The organism is Limnohabitans sp. (assembly GCF_044373035.1).
Taxonomy (GTDB): domain Bacteria; phylum Pseudomonadota; class Gammaproteobacteria; order Burkholderiales; family Burkholderiaceae_C; genus Limnohabitans_A.
This window is the reverse complement of sequence record NZ_JBILQU010000002.1, coordinates 18,890-35,332: the sequence shown is the minus strand read 5'-3', so window position 1 is coordinate 35,332 and position 16,443 is coordinate 18,890. Positions and strand designations below refer to the sequence as shown.

Annotated in this window: 17 protein-coding genes; 3 read left to right on the top strand and 14 right to left on the bottom strand. The window is 57.8% G+C overall.

Going from position 1 to position 16,443, the window contains the following annotated elements; genetic code table 11:
• Positions 1-20: 20 nt before the first annotated feature.
• The 11 genes from pufL to ACIQ47_RS00530 all read right to left on the bottom strand — a co-directional run bounded on the left by pufL (position 21) and on the right by ACIQ47_RS00530 (position 10,194).
• On the bottom strand, positions 21-848 hold the full coding sequence (gene pufL / locus ACIQ47_RS00580) for a photosynthetic reaction center subunit L (RefSeq protein WP_396436323.1): 828 nt from the start codon (positions 846-848) through the stop codon (positions 21-23).
• A 123-nt stretch (positions 849-971) separates the two neighbouring features.
• Complete coding sequence (locus ACIQ47_RS00575) at positions 972-1,169, bottom strand: light-harvesting protein (RefSeq protein WP_396436322.1); 198 nt, start codon at positions 1,167-1,169, stop codon at positions 972-974.
• A 14-nt stretch (positions 1,170-1,183) separates the two neighbouring features.
• On the bottom strand, positions 1,184-1,408 hold the full coding sequence (locus tag ACIQ47_RS00570; RefSeq protein WP_396436321.1) for a hypothetical protein: 225 nt from the start codon (positions 1,406-1,408) through the stop codon (positions 1,184-1,186).
• 22 nt (positions 1,409-1,430) lie between these two features.
• Positions 1,431-1,574: a light-harvesting antenna LH1, beta subunit gene (gene pufB / locus ACIQ47_RS00565; protein WP_396436320.1), complete on the bottom strand. Its 144-nt coding sequence runs from the start codon at positions 1,572-1,574 to the stop codon at positions 1,431-1,433.
• 147 nt (positions 1,575-1,721) lie between these two features.
• A complete protein-coding gene (bchZ, locus tag ACIQ47_RS00560; protein WP_396436319.1) occupies positions 1,722-3,188 on the bottom strand; it encodes a chlorophyllide a reductase subunit Z in 1,467 nt (488 codons plus the stop codon).
• Complete coding sequence (gene bchY / locus ACIQ47_RS00555; protein ID WP_396436318.1) at positions 3,188-4,753, bottom strand: chlorophyllide a reductase subunit Y; 1,566 nt, start codon at positions 4,751-4,753, stop codon at positions 3,188-3,190. The genes bchZ and bchY overlap by 1 nt, the downstream gene beginning before the upstream one ends.
• 4 nt (positions 4,754-4,757) lie before the next feature.
• The gene (locus ACIQ47_RS00550; protein ID WP_396436317.1) at positions 4,758-5,768 is read right to left on the bottom strand and encodes a chlorophyllide a reductase iron protein subunit X; all 1,011 of its coding nucleotides are present in this window, start codon (positions 5,766-5,768) and stop codon (positions 4,758-4,760) included.
• The gene (gene bchC, locus ACIQ47_RS00545; protein ID WP_396436316.1) at positions 5,765-6,718 is read right to left on the bottom strand and encodes a chlorophyll synthesis pathway protein BchC; all 954 of its coding nucleotides are present in this window, start codon (positions 6,716-6,718) and stop codon (positions 5,765-5,767) included. The genes ACIQ47_RS00550 and bchC (ACIQ47_RS00545) overlap by 4 nt, the downstream gene beginning before the upstream one ends.
• 61 nt (positions 6,719-6,779) lie before the next feature.
• The gene (locus ACIQ47_RS00540) at positions 6,780-7,967 is read right to left on the bottom strand and encodes a methyltransferase (protein ID WP_396436315.1); all 1,188 of its coding nucleotides are present in this window, start codon (positions 7,965-7,967) and stop codon (positions 6,780-6,782) included.
• 18 nt (positions 7,968-7,985) lie between these two features.
• Positions 7,986-8,906, bottom strand: coding sequence for a polyprenyl synthetase family protein (locus ACIQ47_RS00535; protein WP_396436314.1), 921 nt, complete (start codon positions 8,904-8,906; stop codon positions 7,986-7,988).
• A 424-nt stretch (positions 8,907-9,330) separates the two neighbouring features.
• The gene (locus ACIQ47_RS00530; RefSeq protein ID WP_396436313.1) at positions 9,331-10,194 is read right to left on the bottom strand and encodes an alpha/beta fold hydrolase; all 864 of its coding nucleotides are present in this window, start codon (positions 10,192-10,194) and stop codon (positions 9,331-9,333) included.
• Positions 10,195-10,447: 253 nt separating this feature from the next.
• Here ACIQ47_RS00530 and bchC (ACIQ47_RS00525) point away from each other — a divergent pair, with 253 nt between their 5' ends.
• Complete coding sequence (bchC, locus tag ACIQ47_RS00525) at positions 10,448-11,395, top strand: chlorophyll synthesis pathway protein BchC (RefSeq protein WP_396436312.1); 948 nt, start codon at positions 10,448-10,450, stop codon at positions 11,393-11,395.
• Positions 11,396-11,514: 119 nt separating this feature from the next.
• Here bchC (ACIQ47_RS00525) and ACIQ47_RS00520 read toward each other — a convergent pair whose 3' ends face one another.
• The gene (locus ACIQ47_RS00520) at positions 11,515-12,597 is read right to left on the bottom strand and encodes an NAD(P)H-binding protein (RefSeq protein WP_396436311.1); all 1,083 of its coding nucleotides are present in this window, start codon (positions 12,595-12,597) and stop codon (positions 11,515-11,517) included.
• Positions 12,598-12,937: 340 nt separating this feature from the next.
• Here ACIQ47_RS00520 and ACIQ47_RS00515 point away from each other — a divergent pair, with 340 nt between their 5' ends.
• Positions 12,938-13,357, top strand: coding sequence for an NfeD family protein (locus ACIQ47_RS00515; RefSeq protein ID WP_396436310.1), 420 nt, complete (start codon positions 12,938-12,940; stop codon positions 13,355-13,357).
• A gap of 36 nt (positions 13,358-13,393) precedes the next feature.
• Positions 13,394-14,314 (top strand): SPFH domain-containing protein, encoded by a 921-nt coding sequence (locus tag ACIQ47_RS00510; protein ID WP_396436309.1) that lies wholly within the window; start codon positions 13,394-13,396, stop codon positions 14,312-14,314.
• A 73-nt stretch (positions 14,315-14,387) separates the two neighbouring features.
• Here ACIQ47_RS00510 and phbB read toward each other — a convergent pair whose 3' ends face one another.
• A complete protein-coding gene (gene phbB, locus ACIQ47_RS00505; protein WP_396436308.1) occupies positions 14,388-15,125 on the bottom strand; it encodes an acetoacetyl-CoA reductase in 738 nt (245 codons plus the stop codon).
• A gap of 117 nt (positions 15,126-15,242) precedes the next feature.
• Positions 15,243-16,424 (bottom strand): acetyl-CoA C-acetyltransferase, encoded by a 1,182-nt coding sequence (locus tag ACIQ47_RS00500; protein WP_396436307.1) that lies wholly within the window; start codon positions 16,422-16,424, stop codon positions 15,243-15,245.
• Positions 16,425-16,443 lie beyond the last annotated feature (19 nt).

The window sequence follows — 16,443 nt, the reverse complement described above, 5'->3', positions numbered from 1 at the left end:
TTCAATTTCCTCTCTTTTAATCAAGTGCGCCAGATGGGCATGTTCAACCACCAGCCCCACCACTCGGGCCAAGCCCCGGTCCAAAATGGGCCGCTGACCACAATGCAGACAATGCCGAACCAAACACCTGCGAGCGCCAAAAACAAGCCCAAGCGGTGAATGCCCAAGGTGCCCACCGAGTACCCGATCAGGTCACGAAAGAAGGTGTCTTCGTGCTCTGGCGACTTCACGGTCTGGCCTTTTCCAGGGTTGGTGGCTGACAGCACCAAGCCGCCGTGCATGGACAGCGCAAGCACCGTTGCAAAGAAAAAGGTCACAGCAATCATGTGCCATGGGTTGTAGTGAAAATGCAGGTACTGGTAAGCGGTGTTGCTCACCCAATCCAAGTGGCTGTAAATGCCGTAGGGGAAAGCATGTCCCCAAGCCCCCATGAGCACGGGACGCACCACTTGCAAACTGAAATACGCCAATATGGCCATGGCAAAGGCCACAGGCACATGCAAGCCCATGCCCAATTTGCGGCAAATCTCAACTTCTCGAAGTGCCCACGAGACAAATGAGCCCAAGGCACACACCGTGATGATTTGCCATAAGCCCCCTTCCATCATGGGGGCGAAACGCAGCCCATAGGAGAGGTCTGGCGGTGCGATGTTGATTTGCCAGATATTCCAGGTCGGCCCCATGGCCGCGCCCCACAAAATCAACAGGGTGCCCGAGAGCGCAAAAAACAAGGTTGTGATTCCGAAAAATCCAACGTAAAAAGGACCGACCCAGAAATCAAACAGGTCGCCCCCAAAAAGGGTACCGCCGCGCACACGGTATTTGCGTTCAAAACTTAACATGGACATGGTTGCATCCTCCGACCGGGTGACTGTTTGAGAGGTCTTGTAGGCTTCAATTTTTAAAAAAAAGGACAGACGTACCGTTCAATGCGAGCGATGTACGTCTGTCTGAATAAAGACCAAGGGTCCTTACTTTTGCGGCAAAGCCGCGTTCTGTGGCTGAACTCTCGCCGCTGCGGCCTTGGCCGTATCGGGATGCCAGCTGTTGATGTTGTACCGATCGCCACTGATTTGAATCAGGTGAATCGATGTTGAAACAAAGGCAATCAACAGTCCAACGAGAACAATTGCCTTGCGGGGGTCGATAACACGCCACATACGCCACATAGTCATTTCCTTTCTTAACTCAATTGAGAAATAACGGTATAGACAGAAGACTTCACGCCGTCCAAAGTGCTCGTTGAACCTTCTGCGCCAGGAAGCCAGTTACGCCAGTCAAGAACCAGCAACCGCCCCGCCACAGCGAGAGCCATAAACACTAAAAATAACAAAACAAAAGTTATCCCATAACCATCAAAATGGTCATGAGCTTGAACCGTAGTCATGCGATTGTTCGGGTGGGTCATGCTTATCTCCGTTGAATGGTTCTTAGAACCAGGGACGCCAGATCCACACCAAGCTGTGGGCGAAAAAAGCCCCGACAGCCCACAACAGGTAACCCTGTATGAAGTACTGGTGGAACTCTTGGGCCTCTTGGTCTGTCAGCCCTGACGGGTTAGCTGCATCAGTCATAGTTTGTGCCTCTTTCAATATGCCTTTCGGCAACTCCCTGAACCCTTGCGAGTTCAGGACGGACTGTTGCGGCTTTGACCCCGCAACAGGTGGACCTCCGGACTGGCCGAAGGATTGAACGGGCCACCGAATTCGTGAGCACATCTTTCATGCATGTGCTCCTTCATTCACTTTTCCGAACAATTCTGTGAATCTTTCTGCGTCGACAAGAGAGCGGCCGGTTTCCCGTGCATCTCGCTCCGCTTGATCGCGCATGCGTTTGGCTGCTGAAATTCGCACCAAGACTGGTTGCTGTTCCAGCAAAGCATCCAACCTGTCTTGCGCCTCGGGCTCCCACGGCACGGTGGTGTTGGGCGCAGAGCGACCCAATGTGCCTTCGATCTTGTCCATCTCTGTGCCCAAGGGCAGGATATGGAAAAGTGCATCGAAGAGACCGTTGCAAAACTCTTGGATGATGTACGTCGCGCCTGCATAGCCCATGAACGGTGTGCCGGTATGGCGACGAATGATGGGCAATGGAAAACTGGCTGGTATGAAACTGGTTTTCATCATTCCGCCGCCGCCACACTCGGCCAAATAAATGCGTTCGTTGTAGCTGCCGTACAAGATGAGCGGCGTCTTTTCGGTGACCAGTTTGCGCACCTCGGCGTTGTCTGTTTTGGCACCTGCGATGCGGGAGATGGCAAAGTTGCAAGGCAGGCCCATCTCGTCTTCCAAGAAGTGGCGAATGCCGCGCGTGTAGGTTTCGTTGGCCACCACGCCAAAGTTGGCGGTGCCAAAGAAGTCTTGTGTCACAGACCGCCACAAATCCCAAATGGGTTTGATGGTGCTGTGCTTTTCTCTTTCGATGAAAGGCTCCGGATCGAGGCCGAGCAACTCACCCAAAGAACGCAGGAATTTGGTGGTGCTGTGCAAACCGATGGGCGCTTGCAAATAAGGTCGCTCTAAAGCTTCGCACAACATGCGGCCGAATTCGCGGTACATGCAAATGTTCACATCGGCTTCGACCAAACGCGAAACATCAGCAAGGTGTGAACCCAATGGAAAAACCATATTCACGTCAGCACCAATGCCTTGCACCAAACGTCGAATTTCAGCCAAATCGCTGGGGCAGTTGAAGGTGCCGTAACTGGGCCCAATGATGTTCACGCGAGGACGCTCGCCCTCTTTGCGCTCACGCTTGGGCACATGCTTGATGCCGTATTGCTGCCAGAGCCAGTACATGGCGCGGTTGGCGCATTGCCACTGGTCTTCGTCGATGGTGCGCGGCAAGAAGCGTTGCAGGTTGGTGCCTTCGGGTGTGACGCCACCGCCGATCATTTCTGCAATCGAGCCCGTGACCACCACGGCGGGCAGATCGGGATTCAGTGTGGCGTGCGCGCGGCGCATGGCGCCTTCAGTGCCTTCCCGGCCCAATTGTTCTTCTGCCAAACCCGTCACCACAATCGGCAGCTCATGGGGGGGCAGGGCATCGGTGTAATGCAGCACCGAAGTGACAGGCAAGTTCTCGCAGCCCACGGGGCCGTCAATGACAACTTGCAAGCCTTTGATGGCGGCGAACACATACACCGCTCCCCAATAGCCGCCTGCGCGATCGTGGTCAAGAACTAGCATCAGATCATGGCCTCCGCTTTGCGTTTTTTGGCCAGCTTTTCAAGCTGTCGGCGTGTTTCGGCTTCAAACTCAGGACGGTTTTGTGGCACGCCATGAGAGGCTTCCCAAACGCCAGCGGCATGGCCGGTACCGGTGTCGCCAAAGAAGGCTTTCATTTCATCAAAGCGCGATTTGTTGGCCATCGCGCCATTGATCACTTGCGCCAAAGAACCCGCACCCGCTGGGCCCATCAAGGGGCGAGCAGAAATCAAGTTGGTGAAATACAGGCTTGGAATGCTGCGCTCTTTGGCCGCCTGGACCACAGGTGTGGTGCCAATCGCCAAATCGGGCTTCCACTCGTGTATGGCGGCCAAGTCTTGTTCCAGTGATGCACGGTATTGAACGTGCACACCGCGTGCCTGCAGCCACTCACAGTCCGAAGCACTCCACGGTGTTTTTGGGCAAGCCGTGCCGACATAGCGCAGATCGGCACCGCTCTCCACCAGCAAACGCGCCACCAGCAACTCAGAGCCTTCATAGCCACTGAGCGTGATGCGACCTTTGATGGGTGACTTGGCCAAGCCGGCTTTGATGGCGCCCAGCATGCTGTTTTTGACCATGTCGATCCTGGCTTGAGGCACATTGGCCGCATTGCCAATGGCTTGCAACCAAGCCTCTGTGCCGTCATGTCCCACCGGGGCTGAGCCCACAATAGGGCGTCCTGCCGCTTCAAATTCGCGGACGCTCGCGGTGTAAAACGGGTGGATGGCGGCCACGGCGGCGCAATCGAGGGCCGCATACAGTTCGCGCCATTCGCGTGTGGGCACCACGGGGCCAGCAGCAAGGCCCATGGGTTCCAGCATGCGCCCAATGATCATAGGGTCGGCAGGGAACATTTCACCAATCATGGTGATGGTCGGCTTGTCAGAGCGGCCTGTGCGAGGTGCTTGAACGGGGCCCGCCACAATTTCTTCGCGTGCATATTTCAGCATAGCGCCAGCCAACACATCTTTGGCTTCTGCGTGCGTGGGCACGCCAAAGCCTGGCACATCGATGCCAATGATGCGAACGCCATTGATCTCTTTAGGCAGCAACTGCAGTGGCACGCCACTGGCTGTGGGCACACACAAATTGATGATCACGATGGCGTCGTATTTCTCGGGATCGGCCTGGTCGTACACCGACTCGCGAATGTCTTCAAACAACTTGCCCGTCACCAAGGACTCTGAGTTGAACGGCACGTAGCCGACACTGCGCCGAGCACCGTAGAAATGCGAGGTGAACGTCAGGCCATACACGCAGCAAGCAGAGCCCGACAAAATGGTGGCGGTGCGGCGCATGCGAAGGCCCACCCGCAAAGAGCCAAATGCAGGACACATGCTTTGCGGCTGATCGTGCGGTCCCGCTTTGGGGTCCACCGGATAGTCCTTGGCATATTGCGCCAGCACTTCAGACTTGCCAGAGGCTTTGGCTGCTGCCAGCATTTTTTCGCCGCCAGAGTGGCAACCCATGCCATCACCCTCGATGGCGGTGCTCATGCCCACTGGGGCTTGAGAGGCTGGGACGATAGGGATCGTTTTGCTCATGGTGTCAGACTTCGTCGTACACAACTTCAAGCGTGGGCTTGCTGGTGTCGGTCTTGCCGCACATGTCAAATTGGGTGGCCGGCTCGAGAATGACATCGCGACCTACGGCCGAAGCGGCAAACAAGCCCAACAGCTGGTCTTGGGTCATGGGGTTCGGGCGAATCGGCACTGAAGTGGCCACGTTGGCGGCCAATTCGGCAAACATGGGGCCCCACACGGATTCTGGTCGGCCAATGATTTCGTAGCTGGCGCTCTTTCTGCGAATATCTTCATTCGCAGGGATGGTGGAGAGCACTGGAATGCCCACCTTCTCGGCAAAGTTGGCAGCCTCGCCCGTGCCGTCGTCGCGGTTGATCACCATGCCGGCCACGCCCACGTTGCCGCCGAGCTTGCGGAAATATTCCACCGCTGAGCACACGTTGTTGGCCACATACAGTGACTGCAAATCGTTGCTGGCCACCACAATCACTTTTTGGCACATGTCGCGCGCAATGGGCAAACCAAAACCGCCACAGACCACGTCGCCCAAGAAATCGAGCAGCACATAGTCAAAGCCCCACTCGTGAAAGCCCAGCTTTTCCAGCAACTCAAACCCGTGGATGATGCCGCGGCCACCGCAGCCTCGACCGACCTCGGGTCCACCCAACTCCATGGCGTACACGCCATCGCGTTTGAAGCAGACATCGCCAATGGCCACCGCTTCACCCGCCAATTTTTTCTTAGAAGATGTCTCAATGATGGTGGGGCATGCGCGGCCACCAAACAGCAAACTGGTGGTGTCACTTTTCGGGTCGCAACCGATCAACAAAACCTTCTTGCCTTGCTGCGCCATCATGTAACTGAGGTTGGCCAAGGTGAAGCTTTTGCCAATGCCACCTTTGCCATAAATGGCGATGATTTGCGTCTCTTTGGTGGGCGCCTGTGTGCTGACAGTCTCAACAGGCAAGGCCGCCTCTTGGCGAAGACGATCCACAAATTGAATGGTTTGTTCTGTTGATGTTGATTGTGTTTTCATGCGTGAGCGCTCCAGTCAAGGACCATTTTTAGACAAGCAACATCACCGAATGCTGTTTCGTAAGCAGCAGTGGCAGATTGGGCGGTTTGAACATGCGTGATCAAACCTTGGAGAGACAGTTGACCGTTGTCGACCAACTGGTTAACCGCCCATAAATCAGGACGCCTCCATTCACCGGACAAGCGAATTCGGGCTTCGCGCAAAACGGCTTGAGCTGACGAGAAGTGCAAGTTTTGATGGAACAAACCTGCCAACACCAACTCACCACCTGGGCGAATTCTTTGGATCAGCGTATCCAAGAGCAGGGTGTCCCCACTGACGTCATAAATGGCTTGGTAAGCCCTGTGGTCATCGTCTTCTGGCCGAACGACGTTGTAACCTTCAGCGCCGTGCGCGCGCTCAGGCAGCGTTTCCCATACCGTGGGGGGGGCAAAACCGGCAGCCACTGTCAGGCGAGCCAGCAAACGGCCCATCACGCCATGACCCACGATCAAGTCCGGCGGGGTGAAAGGCTCTTGCCCACCACCGCCCGAGACGGCGTGGTAAGCCGTTGCAGCCAGTGCCAACAAAACAGCATCTGGCCCCCGTTGGTCAGCGATGGGGAAAATCTTCTGATCCGACACGACCAAACGAGAGGCCGCTCCTCCAAACAAGCTTTTGACGCCCGTGAAGCAATTGGCGCCGGGCACGAAAACCGTTTGACCTTCCTTGAGTTTCGCGCCCATTGGCGCTTTGACCACTTGACCCACGGTTTCATAGCCGGGCACCAGCGGGTAGGTACTGCCCATGAAGGCGGGCATGCTGCCGTCCCACAACATCCGCTCAGTCCCGGTGCTGATGCCGCTGTACTGCACAGCGACTTCCACCTCACCCGCTTGCAGCTGCGGCAGGGCCAATGCCTGCAAGGACAACTGTCTGGGTTGGTCAAAAACGACGGCGGTTGATTTCATGGTTGTATTGTTAGACTTACATCAGCTTGTGTCAAATTTGATTTACACAAATGGTCAAATTTTAGGGTAAACACTGATGTTTGCGCCCCACCAGAATCTGCGCATGGATGGGCATGGTATTGGGAACGCGCTCAATTTGTGCGAATCCAGCCTCTTGCATCAATCCCATCAACTCTTCTGGGGTGCGCAGGCGACCCGCCCCCATCGCCAGCAGGTAAAAGTGGAAATAGGCATCCGACTGTGTGTAGCCATCCTGAGCGCCTGACTGTGTTTGGGCCATGGGCTCAGCCAAAAGCAAGACGCCTCCCACGGGCAGTGCGGTGTGGATTTTTTTGAGCAAAAGTTTGACCACCTCATCGGGATGGTCATGGGCCACCCGAACCAAGGTGACCAGGTCAGCGCCTTGGGGCAAGGGGTCATGCAAAAAACTGCCAGAACACAAGCGCATCCGCTCGAGCAAGCCCTGTGCGCTGACATGGGCTTTGGCCAAAGCCAAGACAGGGGGCAAGTCAAACAACTGGAGGGACAAGTGTGGCGCGTGGTTGGCCAAGTCACTGGCAAACCGCCCCTTGCCTGCACCCACATCCAGCACACACCGGTGTTCATCAAAAGCATAGGACGACAAAATTTCTTGAACCACAAAACCTTGCGATGCGGCCATCAAGTCGGAATACCGACTGAACTTGTCTTGCGCTGCACGGTCAGCGGCCTGTTCGTCGTGCGCATAGGGCCAATACTCGGCCATCCCGCCCTGCCAAGCGTTCTTCAAGAAACCCACGGGGTCTTGCATGTCGCCATAGAGCAAGTGGTTGTGCTCAATCATGGCGCCAATACCGGGGTGGATCGCCAAGGGCACGCCCAGCGGGCCCAGTCCATAGCGGGATTGGCTTCTGAACTCCAGCAAACCCAAAGACACTGCCGACAGCAACAAGCGTTGCAACACGGCTTCAGGAACGCCAACGCGATGCGAGATTTGCTTCAAATCAGCCGGTGCTCGCTGCAACATTTTGAACAAATCCAAGCGCACACAGCCCAGCAAAACCTGCGAATACACAAAGCCCGACATCAAATCAAACAACTTTTGCGTGCGACGCCGTGGGATCCAACGCGTCAAGGGGTTGCTCATCGACCATTGGTAAAGCTTGGGGCTGGTATAGAGGCGTTCAAGCCATTGAAGAAAACGGTCATGCCAGGTCGTCACGTCGGGCAAGGAATAAGGCGTATGGGGGATGTCCGCAGGCTGAGTCATGGCAGGCTTGAGTGAGGGTTAACGGGTCAAGGCAGACGATGATTTTTTGGTTTTGGGACGCTGCAAGTCCAAAGCCTTTTTCCGATAGCTCTCACACATGGACTTGGGCACCAAGCGCTCGGACTCCAGCATCACCAATTGACGGAGCATGTCGCGGCAAGAGCAATCCGGAATGGCTTGGGCAGCTTGCGCGATGAGCCCATCAAAGTGCTCAATGGCGCCATCCAAACCCAAGGCCTGGGCAGAACTGGGGCGCTCGTTGAGCGTGTCTTGCCCCACAGGTTTACCCAAACTGGCCACGTCACCCAACACATCGCGAATGTCATCGGCCACCTGATAGGCCTCCCCCAAGAAGGCCCCCAAAGGTGCCCAAGGCTCAGGCGCATGGCCGCTGGCAATGGCGCCAGCACAGGTTGCAGAGACAAACAGAGACCCAGTTTTGGCACGTTGGTATTGGGCCAAATCAGCGGTGGTTTCGCACTCCCAAGCCTGTCCCGCCACAATGCCGCAGGGCAAACCCACGCCGCGCGAGAGGTTGTCCATCAAGTCCAACAAGCGCTCAGGGTGCTGGCGTCCTGCCCGCAACAAGACTTGGTAAGCCATCACGATCAAGCCGTCGCCAGCCAACAAGGCCAAGGGTTCGTTGAAGGCCTTGTGCACCGTGGGTTGGCCGCGCCGAAAATCGGCATTGTCAAAGATGGGCATGTCGTCGTGCACCAGCGAAGCGCAGTGCATGAACTCCAAAGCCACAGCGGCGGCATTGGTCAATTCCGGCGCGTCATCCCCACAAGCTGTGGCCACGGCCAAACACAGCTGCGGCCGAATCCGTGCACCGCCAGAGAAAACGGCATGCGCCATGGCGGCCTGTAACCTGGGTGGTGCCCCCACCCCGGCCGCAGCGGTGAAGTAAAACTTCAGCGCCTCCTCTGCTCGCGTCATCAGACCCATACATCCCCCTTGTTTCAGGAGCCTGTCAATGAAATATGACATACCCAGATGTCAATATAACAAGACAAAATAAGTTGTCAATACATGTTGACACTCAGCTTTGCGTCGGGCTGGGTTGGCAGGGGTCGTCGAATCGGCCCAACGGCACAAGCCGCTTGGACCCGCAAGCGCACGGTGCGCGGGGCTGAGAGATGCTTTTTCAGGCGGGTGGGCGGTACAAGCGCATCACAACGCATGCGTTGCGCCCACACCAAGTCGGTGCCGCCTGCAAAAAAGGGGCTGAGTGACCCTGTCCTGGATCAACGCGGGCCAGTGGCTGGCCTTGGCGCTGATACCCCAATTGACTGGGGCATGGCGCAAAATCAGGGTTTCTCAAGCCTTGTGACGGGGCTCTGGCATTGGTTCCCCAAGCCGTTTATTTCACCGCTTGCAGTTTTTTGTTGAGAAATTGGGTGACTGGGGCCAAACCAAGGTGCGACTGCTCTTCTTGCAGCAAATGCCCCAGATTGGGCAGCACCACGGTTTGGGCGTCCGCCAAAACACCCGCATAGCTTTGGGCGTTGCGGCTGGGAATCATGAGATCGTCTTGCCCCCAAAGGAGCAATGTCGGGGCGGTGATTTTCTTCAAACGGGGCACGGGGTCGGTGTAAACCGTCTGTTGGCCTCGCTCCAAAATGGCCCCTCGGACACCCGGCGCTCTGAGCATGTCGTGGTAGCGTTCAACCAGGCGCTCATCCAAAGCAGTGGCATCGAAAAAAGCAGGCTCCAGAGATTTTCGAACCAAGTACTTGGGCAAGAAAAACTTCATCAAACCCATGACCGCTGGCATGGCATAGGGTTTGGTGCCGATGTCTTGCGCTTGGGGGTACCCGTCAGGCGCCATCAAGACCAGGGCTTGGACGCGTGGCCCTTGTGCGGCCGCGAAAGTCCAAGCCATTTTGCCGCCCATGGAGTGGCCAATGACCGACAGCTCGGCGATCCCCAGCTTGTCCACGAAATGGGTCAAGGTGGCCAAATCTTTTTCTTCTGAGTAATCGTTCACCGGGCTGGGGCCCGTCAAGCCGAAGCCGGGCAGATCGAGCCTGATCACACGGTAATGCTTGTCCAGCTGGGCGGCCCAATCGTCCCAAGTTTGCAAACTGGAGCCAAAGCCGTGCAACAACAACAGAACCGGTGCACTTTTGGGGCCTGTGTCTTTGTAATGGATGTTCAAACCATCGACTTCAACCACCGCAAGCCCAGGCTTGGCGTACCGTTTCTCCAGGTCAATTGGGGACATGTCTGGCGTCCAGAATGCGAACACCACGGCGGCCAAAATAAAAGCACCCATAAACACCCACTTCATCGTCATGCGGTCAACCCGTCCCTCTGCTTTTCAAGGGACATTATGTGGGCAAAACAAGGGTTGACTGACTGGCGCTGCCGCAGCTCAAAGGCTCGAATGTGCGTTGAGCTTCGCGCCACGGTGTCGCGCACGCGAACGAAGCGGTGCTGGTATGCGACAAATTTTCAAGTGCGTCAAAATACCCCCCATGAAAGCCAAAGCCATTGTTTTTGAAGCGCCCCACTCCTTGAGTGTTCGTGAATTGGAACTCGCCCCGATGGGGCCCGGCGACCTGGAGGTGGCGGTGTCGTTCAGCGGCATCAGCACCGGCACCGAACGCTTGCTGTGGGAGGGCACCATGCCGCCCTTTCCGGGCTTGTCCTACCCTTTGGTGCCGGGCTATGAAACCGTGGGCACCATTGAAAAAATAGGCACCAACGTCACGGGCTTGGCCGTCGGTGACCTGGTGTTTTTACCCGGCTCTTACGCGTTCCAAGGGGTGCAAAACATCTTTGGCGGTTCGGGTGAGCGTTTGGTGGTGCCGCATGAACGGGCTGTCAAGTTGGACCCGGCCCTGGGCGCCAAGGGTGTGCTGCTGGCCTTGGCTGCCACGGCTCACCATGTGTTCACCGTGGGCCGCGAGGCCATGCCGTTGGCCTACCCCGACCTCATCATTGGCCACGGCATCATGGGCCGACTTTTGGCGCGCATGGTGGTGGCCGCAGGCCGACCTGCGCCGGTGGTCTGGGAAACCCAAACGGTCAGGCAAAAAGGCGCGCTTGGGTATGACGTCATCCACCCCGACCAGGATGTGCGCAAGGACTACCGCTGCATTTGCGACGTCAGCGGTGACGCCAGCATTTTGAACAAAGTGATTGCCAAGATGGCCCCAGGCGGCGAAGTGGTGTTGGCCGGTTTCTACAAACAAGACTTGTCCTTTGCCTACGCCCCCGCCTTCATGCGTGAAGCCACGGTGCGTGTCGCCGCGCAATGGAAAAAACACGACCTCGACGAGGTGGTTGCCATGTTCCACGATGGCTCCTTGCCCCTGGACGGCTTGCTGACCCATACCGAAACCGCCGAGCACGCACAACGCGCTTATGAGGTGGCCTTTGGCGACCCTGGGTGCTTGAAGATGGTGATCGACTGGCGATGAACATGCGCGTCGCACCTTCACTAAAAGCCAGTGAACAAGCCCACCAGCCCCCTTGTGATCGTCAACCTTACAACTGCATGACTTGGCTCGCCATGACATGAGCGGCAGAAGAACGGTGCTTAAAAAACCGCGTGTTCCCCGCGATCGGGCGCGCCCTCCCCTTTGACCCAACGGGCATAGGCATCCAACAGCGTTTGTGAGCCATGCGAGGGTGTGGCCTGCGCATCGTAGCGCTGTGCCTGAGCGTCCCACACCAACATGGACTCGGTGGCGTAATACCGCCCAATGCGGGCCAGCTCGGCCTTGTCCGCAGCAGCGGGAATGAGCTTGCCCAACACGCTCAACACACCCACGATGGCGTCCATCAGGCCCACCGGAACACGCTTGAAACGCGGCGGCATCCCCAGCAAAGCGAACAAATGCTCGCCCTGCGCCAGCGGCGTGATGGCTGGCCCCGGCCCGCCGATGGGCAAGATCTGGTTATGTCGCGACACATCGTCCAGACACCCCACCAGAAAATCGGCCAAATCGTCGTCGCTGATGGGTTTGCAAGCGGTCAACTGCCCGTCGCCAAAAATCAAGAATGGCTTGCCTTTTTTGACACGCTGGAGCTGGCCGGACAGGGATTTGAAAAAAGCAGTGGGTCGCACGATGGAATAGGTCATGCCCGATGAGATCAAGGTTTTTTCAAAAGCCAGCTTGGCATGTTGAAACGCCAACAAGGGCTTTTGCACACAGATGGCCGACAGCTGCACAAAATGCCTCACGCCCATCGTTTGTGCCGCTTGCAGCGCCCACACATGGGCTTGGTGATCAACCCGCCACGCATCTTGAGGAGAACCGGTGCGCGAGGCCATGCAAGAGACCACCACATCAAAACGGGCCTGCATGAAAGACGGCTGGCTCCAAACTTCTGGATCGGACGCATTGCCCCACAAAACCGTGACCCCGACCCAGCTTTCTGGTCGGGCCTCGTTGGCTTTCAGATGTGGATCACTTCGGCGCGGCCTGAGCAGACACACCACTTGGTGACCCCGTTGAACCAGTGCCCGCGCGGTGGCCATGCCGATCGTGCCCGTCGCCCCCAACAAAAGCACGCGCTTCGGGGAATGGACTTTCCCACCCATCAAAGGGTCGTGAACGGGCCATGGCGCATCGGTGGTAGAACGCCATTCAGGGGCCGAAGTTTCATCTGTGGTCAAGCCGTGAACTCCCAACAGGGGCAAAAAACAATTGACTTTGAATCTTGGCTTTGCGCTTCGTTGTGCCAGCACGCTAGCACGCCAGCACGCCAGCAGAAAAAAATACCAAATCATTATGACCAAACTTTGCTCATCGATCCCTCGTTGCAGCCCGGCCCAAACGCAGCATGGGCGCCAGCGACAGGCCCCCACGTCGGGGTTCAGGCCAATGCAGGGGCCGTGATTGTCCTTGCCATGTGCAGGGCTTGGGTTGCCCATGGGAGCGTGCCCCGGGGGCTGGTCTATAAAGACCCATGCAAAAAGCCACGACAATGCGTGCATCAAAACAGAAAGGACAAGCATGAACGACACAACGATGTGGTGGGTTCTGGCGGGTGCCTTGGTGGCATTGGAACTGGCGACCGGCACGTTTTACCTGCTGATGCTGGGCTTGGGCGCTGTGGCGGGAGCACTGGCCGCCATGGCGGGTTACACCATCAGCACGCAGCTGGTGGCGGCCGCCCTCGTCGGTGGCGCAGGCGCGTTGCTGCTGGGCCAATGGCGTCAACGCCAGGTGACCACCGACACACAAGCCCATGACCAACATCTGGACCTGGGTGCCACCGTAGAGGTCCAGGCATGGGATGCCATGGGCACGGCGCAAGTCAAGCACCGTGGTGCGGCTTGGACAGCCGTGCTGGCACCAGGCCAGACCGCGGCCCCAGGCGTTTACCGAATTCAGGCCATGGCGGGTAACCGCTTGGTGCTTGAGAAAACTTGAGCATGCCGCTCTCACCACTGCAAAGGGAATCCCTCCATGGAAATCGCTGCCATTCTCGTGATCATCGCGATCCTGTTCATCGTCAAAACCGTCAAGGTCGTGCCCCAGCAGCAGGCTTGGGTGGTCGAGCGTTTGGGCAAGTTCCACGCCAGCCTGACCCCGGGGCTGAACTTTGTTGTGCCCTTTGTCGACAAGGTGATTCAAAAACACAGCCTCAAAGAAGTGCCCCTGGACGTGCCCAGCCAGATCTGCATCACGCGTGACAACACGCAGCTGCAGGTGGATGGCATTTTGTATTTCCAGGTGACCGACCCCAAACTGGCCAGCTATGGCGCGTCGGACTACATCATGGCGGTGACCCAGCTGGCGCAAACCAGCTTGCGCAGCGTGATCGGCAAACTGGAGCTGGACAAAACCTTTGAAGAGCGCAGCATCATCAACGCCCAAGTGGTCCAAGCCATCGACGAAGCCGCTTTGAACTGGGGTGTGAAGGTCTTGCGCTACGAAATCAAGGACCTGACACCGCCCAAGGAAATTTTGCTGGCGATGCAGTCGCAAATCACCGCCGAGCGTGAAAAGCGTGCGCTCATCGCCGCCTCCGAAGGCCGCCGCCAGGAACAAATCAACATCGCCACCGGTGAGCGCGAGGCCTTCATCGCCCGATCCGAGGGCGAAAAGCAAGCGGCCATCAACAAAGCCCAAGGCGATGCGGCGGCCATCACCGAAATGGCCAATGCCACGGCGCAAGCCATTGAGCGCATTGCCAGCGCCATTCGCCAACCCGGCGGTGAAATGGCGGTGCAGCTCAAAGTGGCCGAGCAAGCGGTGCAGGCCTACAGCAAGGTGGCGCAAGACGCCAAGACCACGCTGATCGTGCCGGGCAACATGACCGAAGTGTCTGGCTTGATCGCCTCGGCCATGCAAATGGTGGGTACAGGGAAACAAGTGGGCCATTGACCCGAATGCTCATGCAGACGCAAAAAACCCGCCGAGGCGGGTTTTTTGTGGCTACGACCCTGCAGGCAAGGCATCAGCCCATGTGCAGACCCCCGTTGACCGAGAAGTCCGCACCGGTGGCGTAACCGCCCTCTTCGCTGGCCAACCAGGCCACGATGGAAGCGATTTCGCTGGGCTTGCCCAGACGCTTGACGGGCACGGTGGCCACAATTTTTTCCAGCACATCAGGGCGGATGGCGTTGACCATGTCGGTGCCAATGTAGCCGGGGCTGACGGTGTTCACGGTCACGCCTTTGGTGGCCATCTCTTGGGCCAAGGCCATCGAGAAACCGTGCATGCCCGCTTTGGCGGCCGAGTAGTTGGTCTGGCCTGCCTGACCCTTGTTGCCGTTGACCGACGAGATCTGGATGATGCGGCCCCAGCCTTTTTCCACCATGTCGGGCACGACCTGCTTGGTCACGTTGAACATGGAGTTCAGGTTGGTATCGATCACCGCATCCCAGTCTTCGCGCGTCATCTTCAAAAACACGCGGTCCCGGGTGATACCGGCGTTGTTCACCAGCACATCAATGACGCCATGCGCTTCTTTGGCTATGGTGAATGCAGCGACGGTGGAATCCCAATCGCCCACGTTGCCCACCGAGGTGTAGAAGGTGAAGCCCAGCGCTTTTTGCTCGTTGATCCATTTGGTGAAGTCCCGGGTCGGACCGCAACCGGCAATGACCTTGAAACCATCTTGGTGAAGACGCTGGCAGATCGCGGTCCCGATGCCGCCCATGCCGCCTGTGACGTACGCTACTTTTTGACTCATGATTGTCTCCTTGTGATGAGTGCAGTGAAATGAAGTGAGCCCACTCAAATCCTCCAGGTTGGCTGCCCTTATACCGCTGGGCAGTGTGCCAATCTATGGGGTCTGGGCGGCTTTTGGTTAAACGCGCTCGATGGCCAGGGACACGCCCATGCCGCCACCAATGCACAAGGCGGCCAGACCTTTTTGGGCCTGGGTGCGCTGCATTTCGTGCAGCAAGGTCACCAAAATGCGGCAACCGGACGCGCCGATGGGGTGACCGATGGCGATGGCACCGCCATTGACGTTGACCTTGGCCGGATCGATGTCCAGCGCCTGGTTGACGGCGCAAGCTTGTGCGGCAAAGGCTTCGTTCAACTCAAACAAGTCCACGTCCTGGGCTTTCCAGCCCGCGCGGGCCAGCGCCTTTTGCGACGCAGGCACGGGGCCCATGCCCATGGTGGCCGGGTCCAGGCCACTGGTGCCAAAAGCAACAATGCGGGCCAGCGGCTTGAGGCCCAAAGCAGCGGCCTTCTTGGCGCTCATGACCATGACGGCGGCAGCGCCGTCGTTGATGCCCGAGGCGTTGCCCGCCGTCACGCTGCCCGCCTTGTCAAACGCCGGGCGCAGCCCTGCCAAGACGTCCACGGTGGTTTTCTTGTTGATGAACTCGTCGGTGTTGAACACCAGCGCATCGCCCTTGCGCTGAGGAATCAGCACATCAACAATTTCATCCTTGAACTTGCCCGCGTCTTGCGCGGCCGCGGCTTTGCGCTGACTGCCTGCGGCCAGGGCGTCCTGCATGTCGCGGGTGATGCCGTGGGCTTTGGCCACGTTTTCGGCGGTGATGCCCATGTGGTACTGGTTGTACACGTCCCACAGGCCGTCCACGATCATGGTGTCGGTCATTTTCCAGTCGCCCATGCGCTGGCCGTCGCGGCTGCCGTTCAACACATGCGGGCTGGCGCTCATGTTTTCCTGACCGCCAGCGATGACGATTTCGCTGTCGCCCCAAGCCACGGCTTGCGCGGCCAGCATCACGGCCTTCAGGCCCGAGCCGCACACGGCGTTGATGGTCAAAGCAGGTGTTTCCTGGGCCACACCGGCTTTCATCATGGCTTGGCGGGCGGGGTTTTGACCCACGCCTGCGGCCAGCACCTGGCCCATGATGACCTCACCAATGGCGTCCACGGGCAGGCCACTGCGCGCCAGCAAACCCTTGATGACGATGCTGCCCAGCTCGGTGGCAGGGGTCTTGGCGAGCGTGCCGCCAAATTTGCCCACGGCGGTGCGTGCGGCTGCAACGATGACGATGTCTTGCATTTGTGTCTCCAATAAAAAA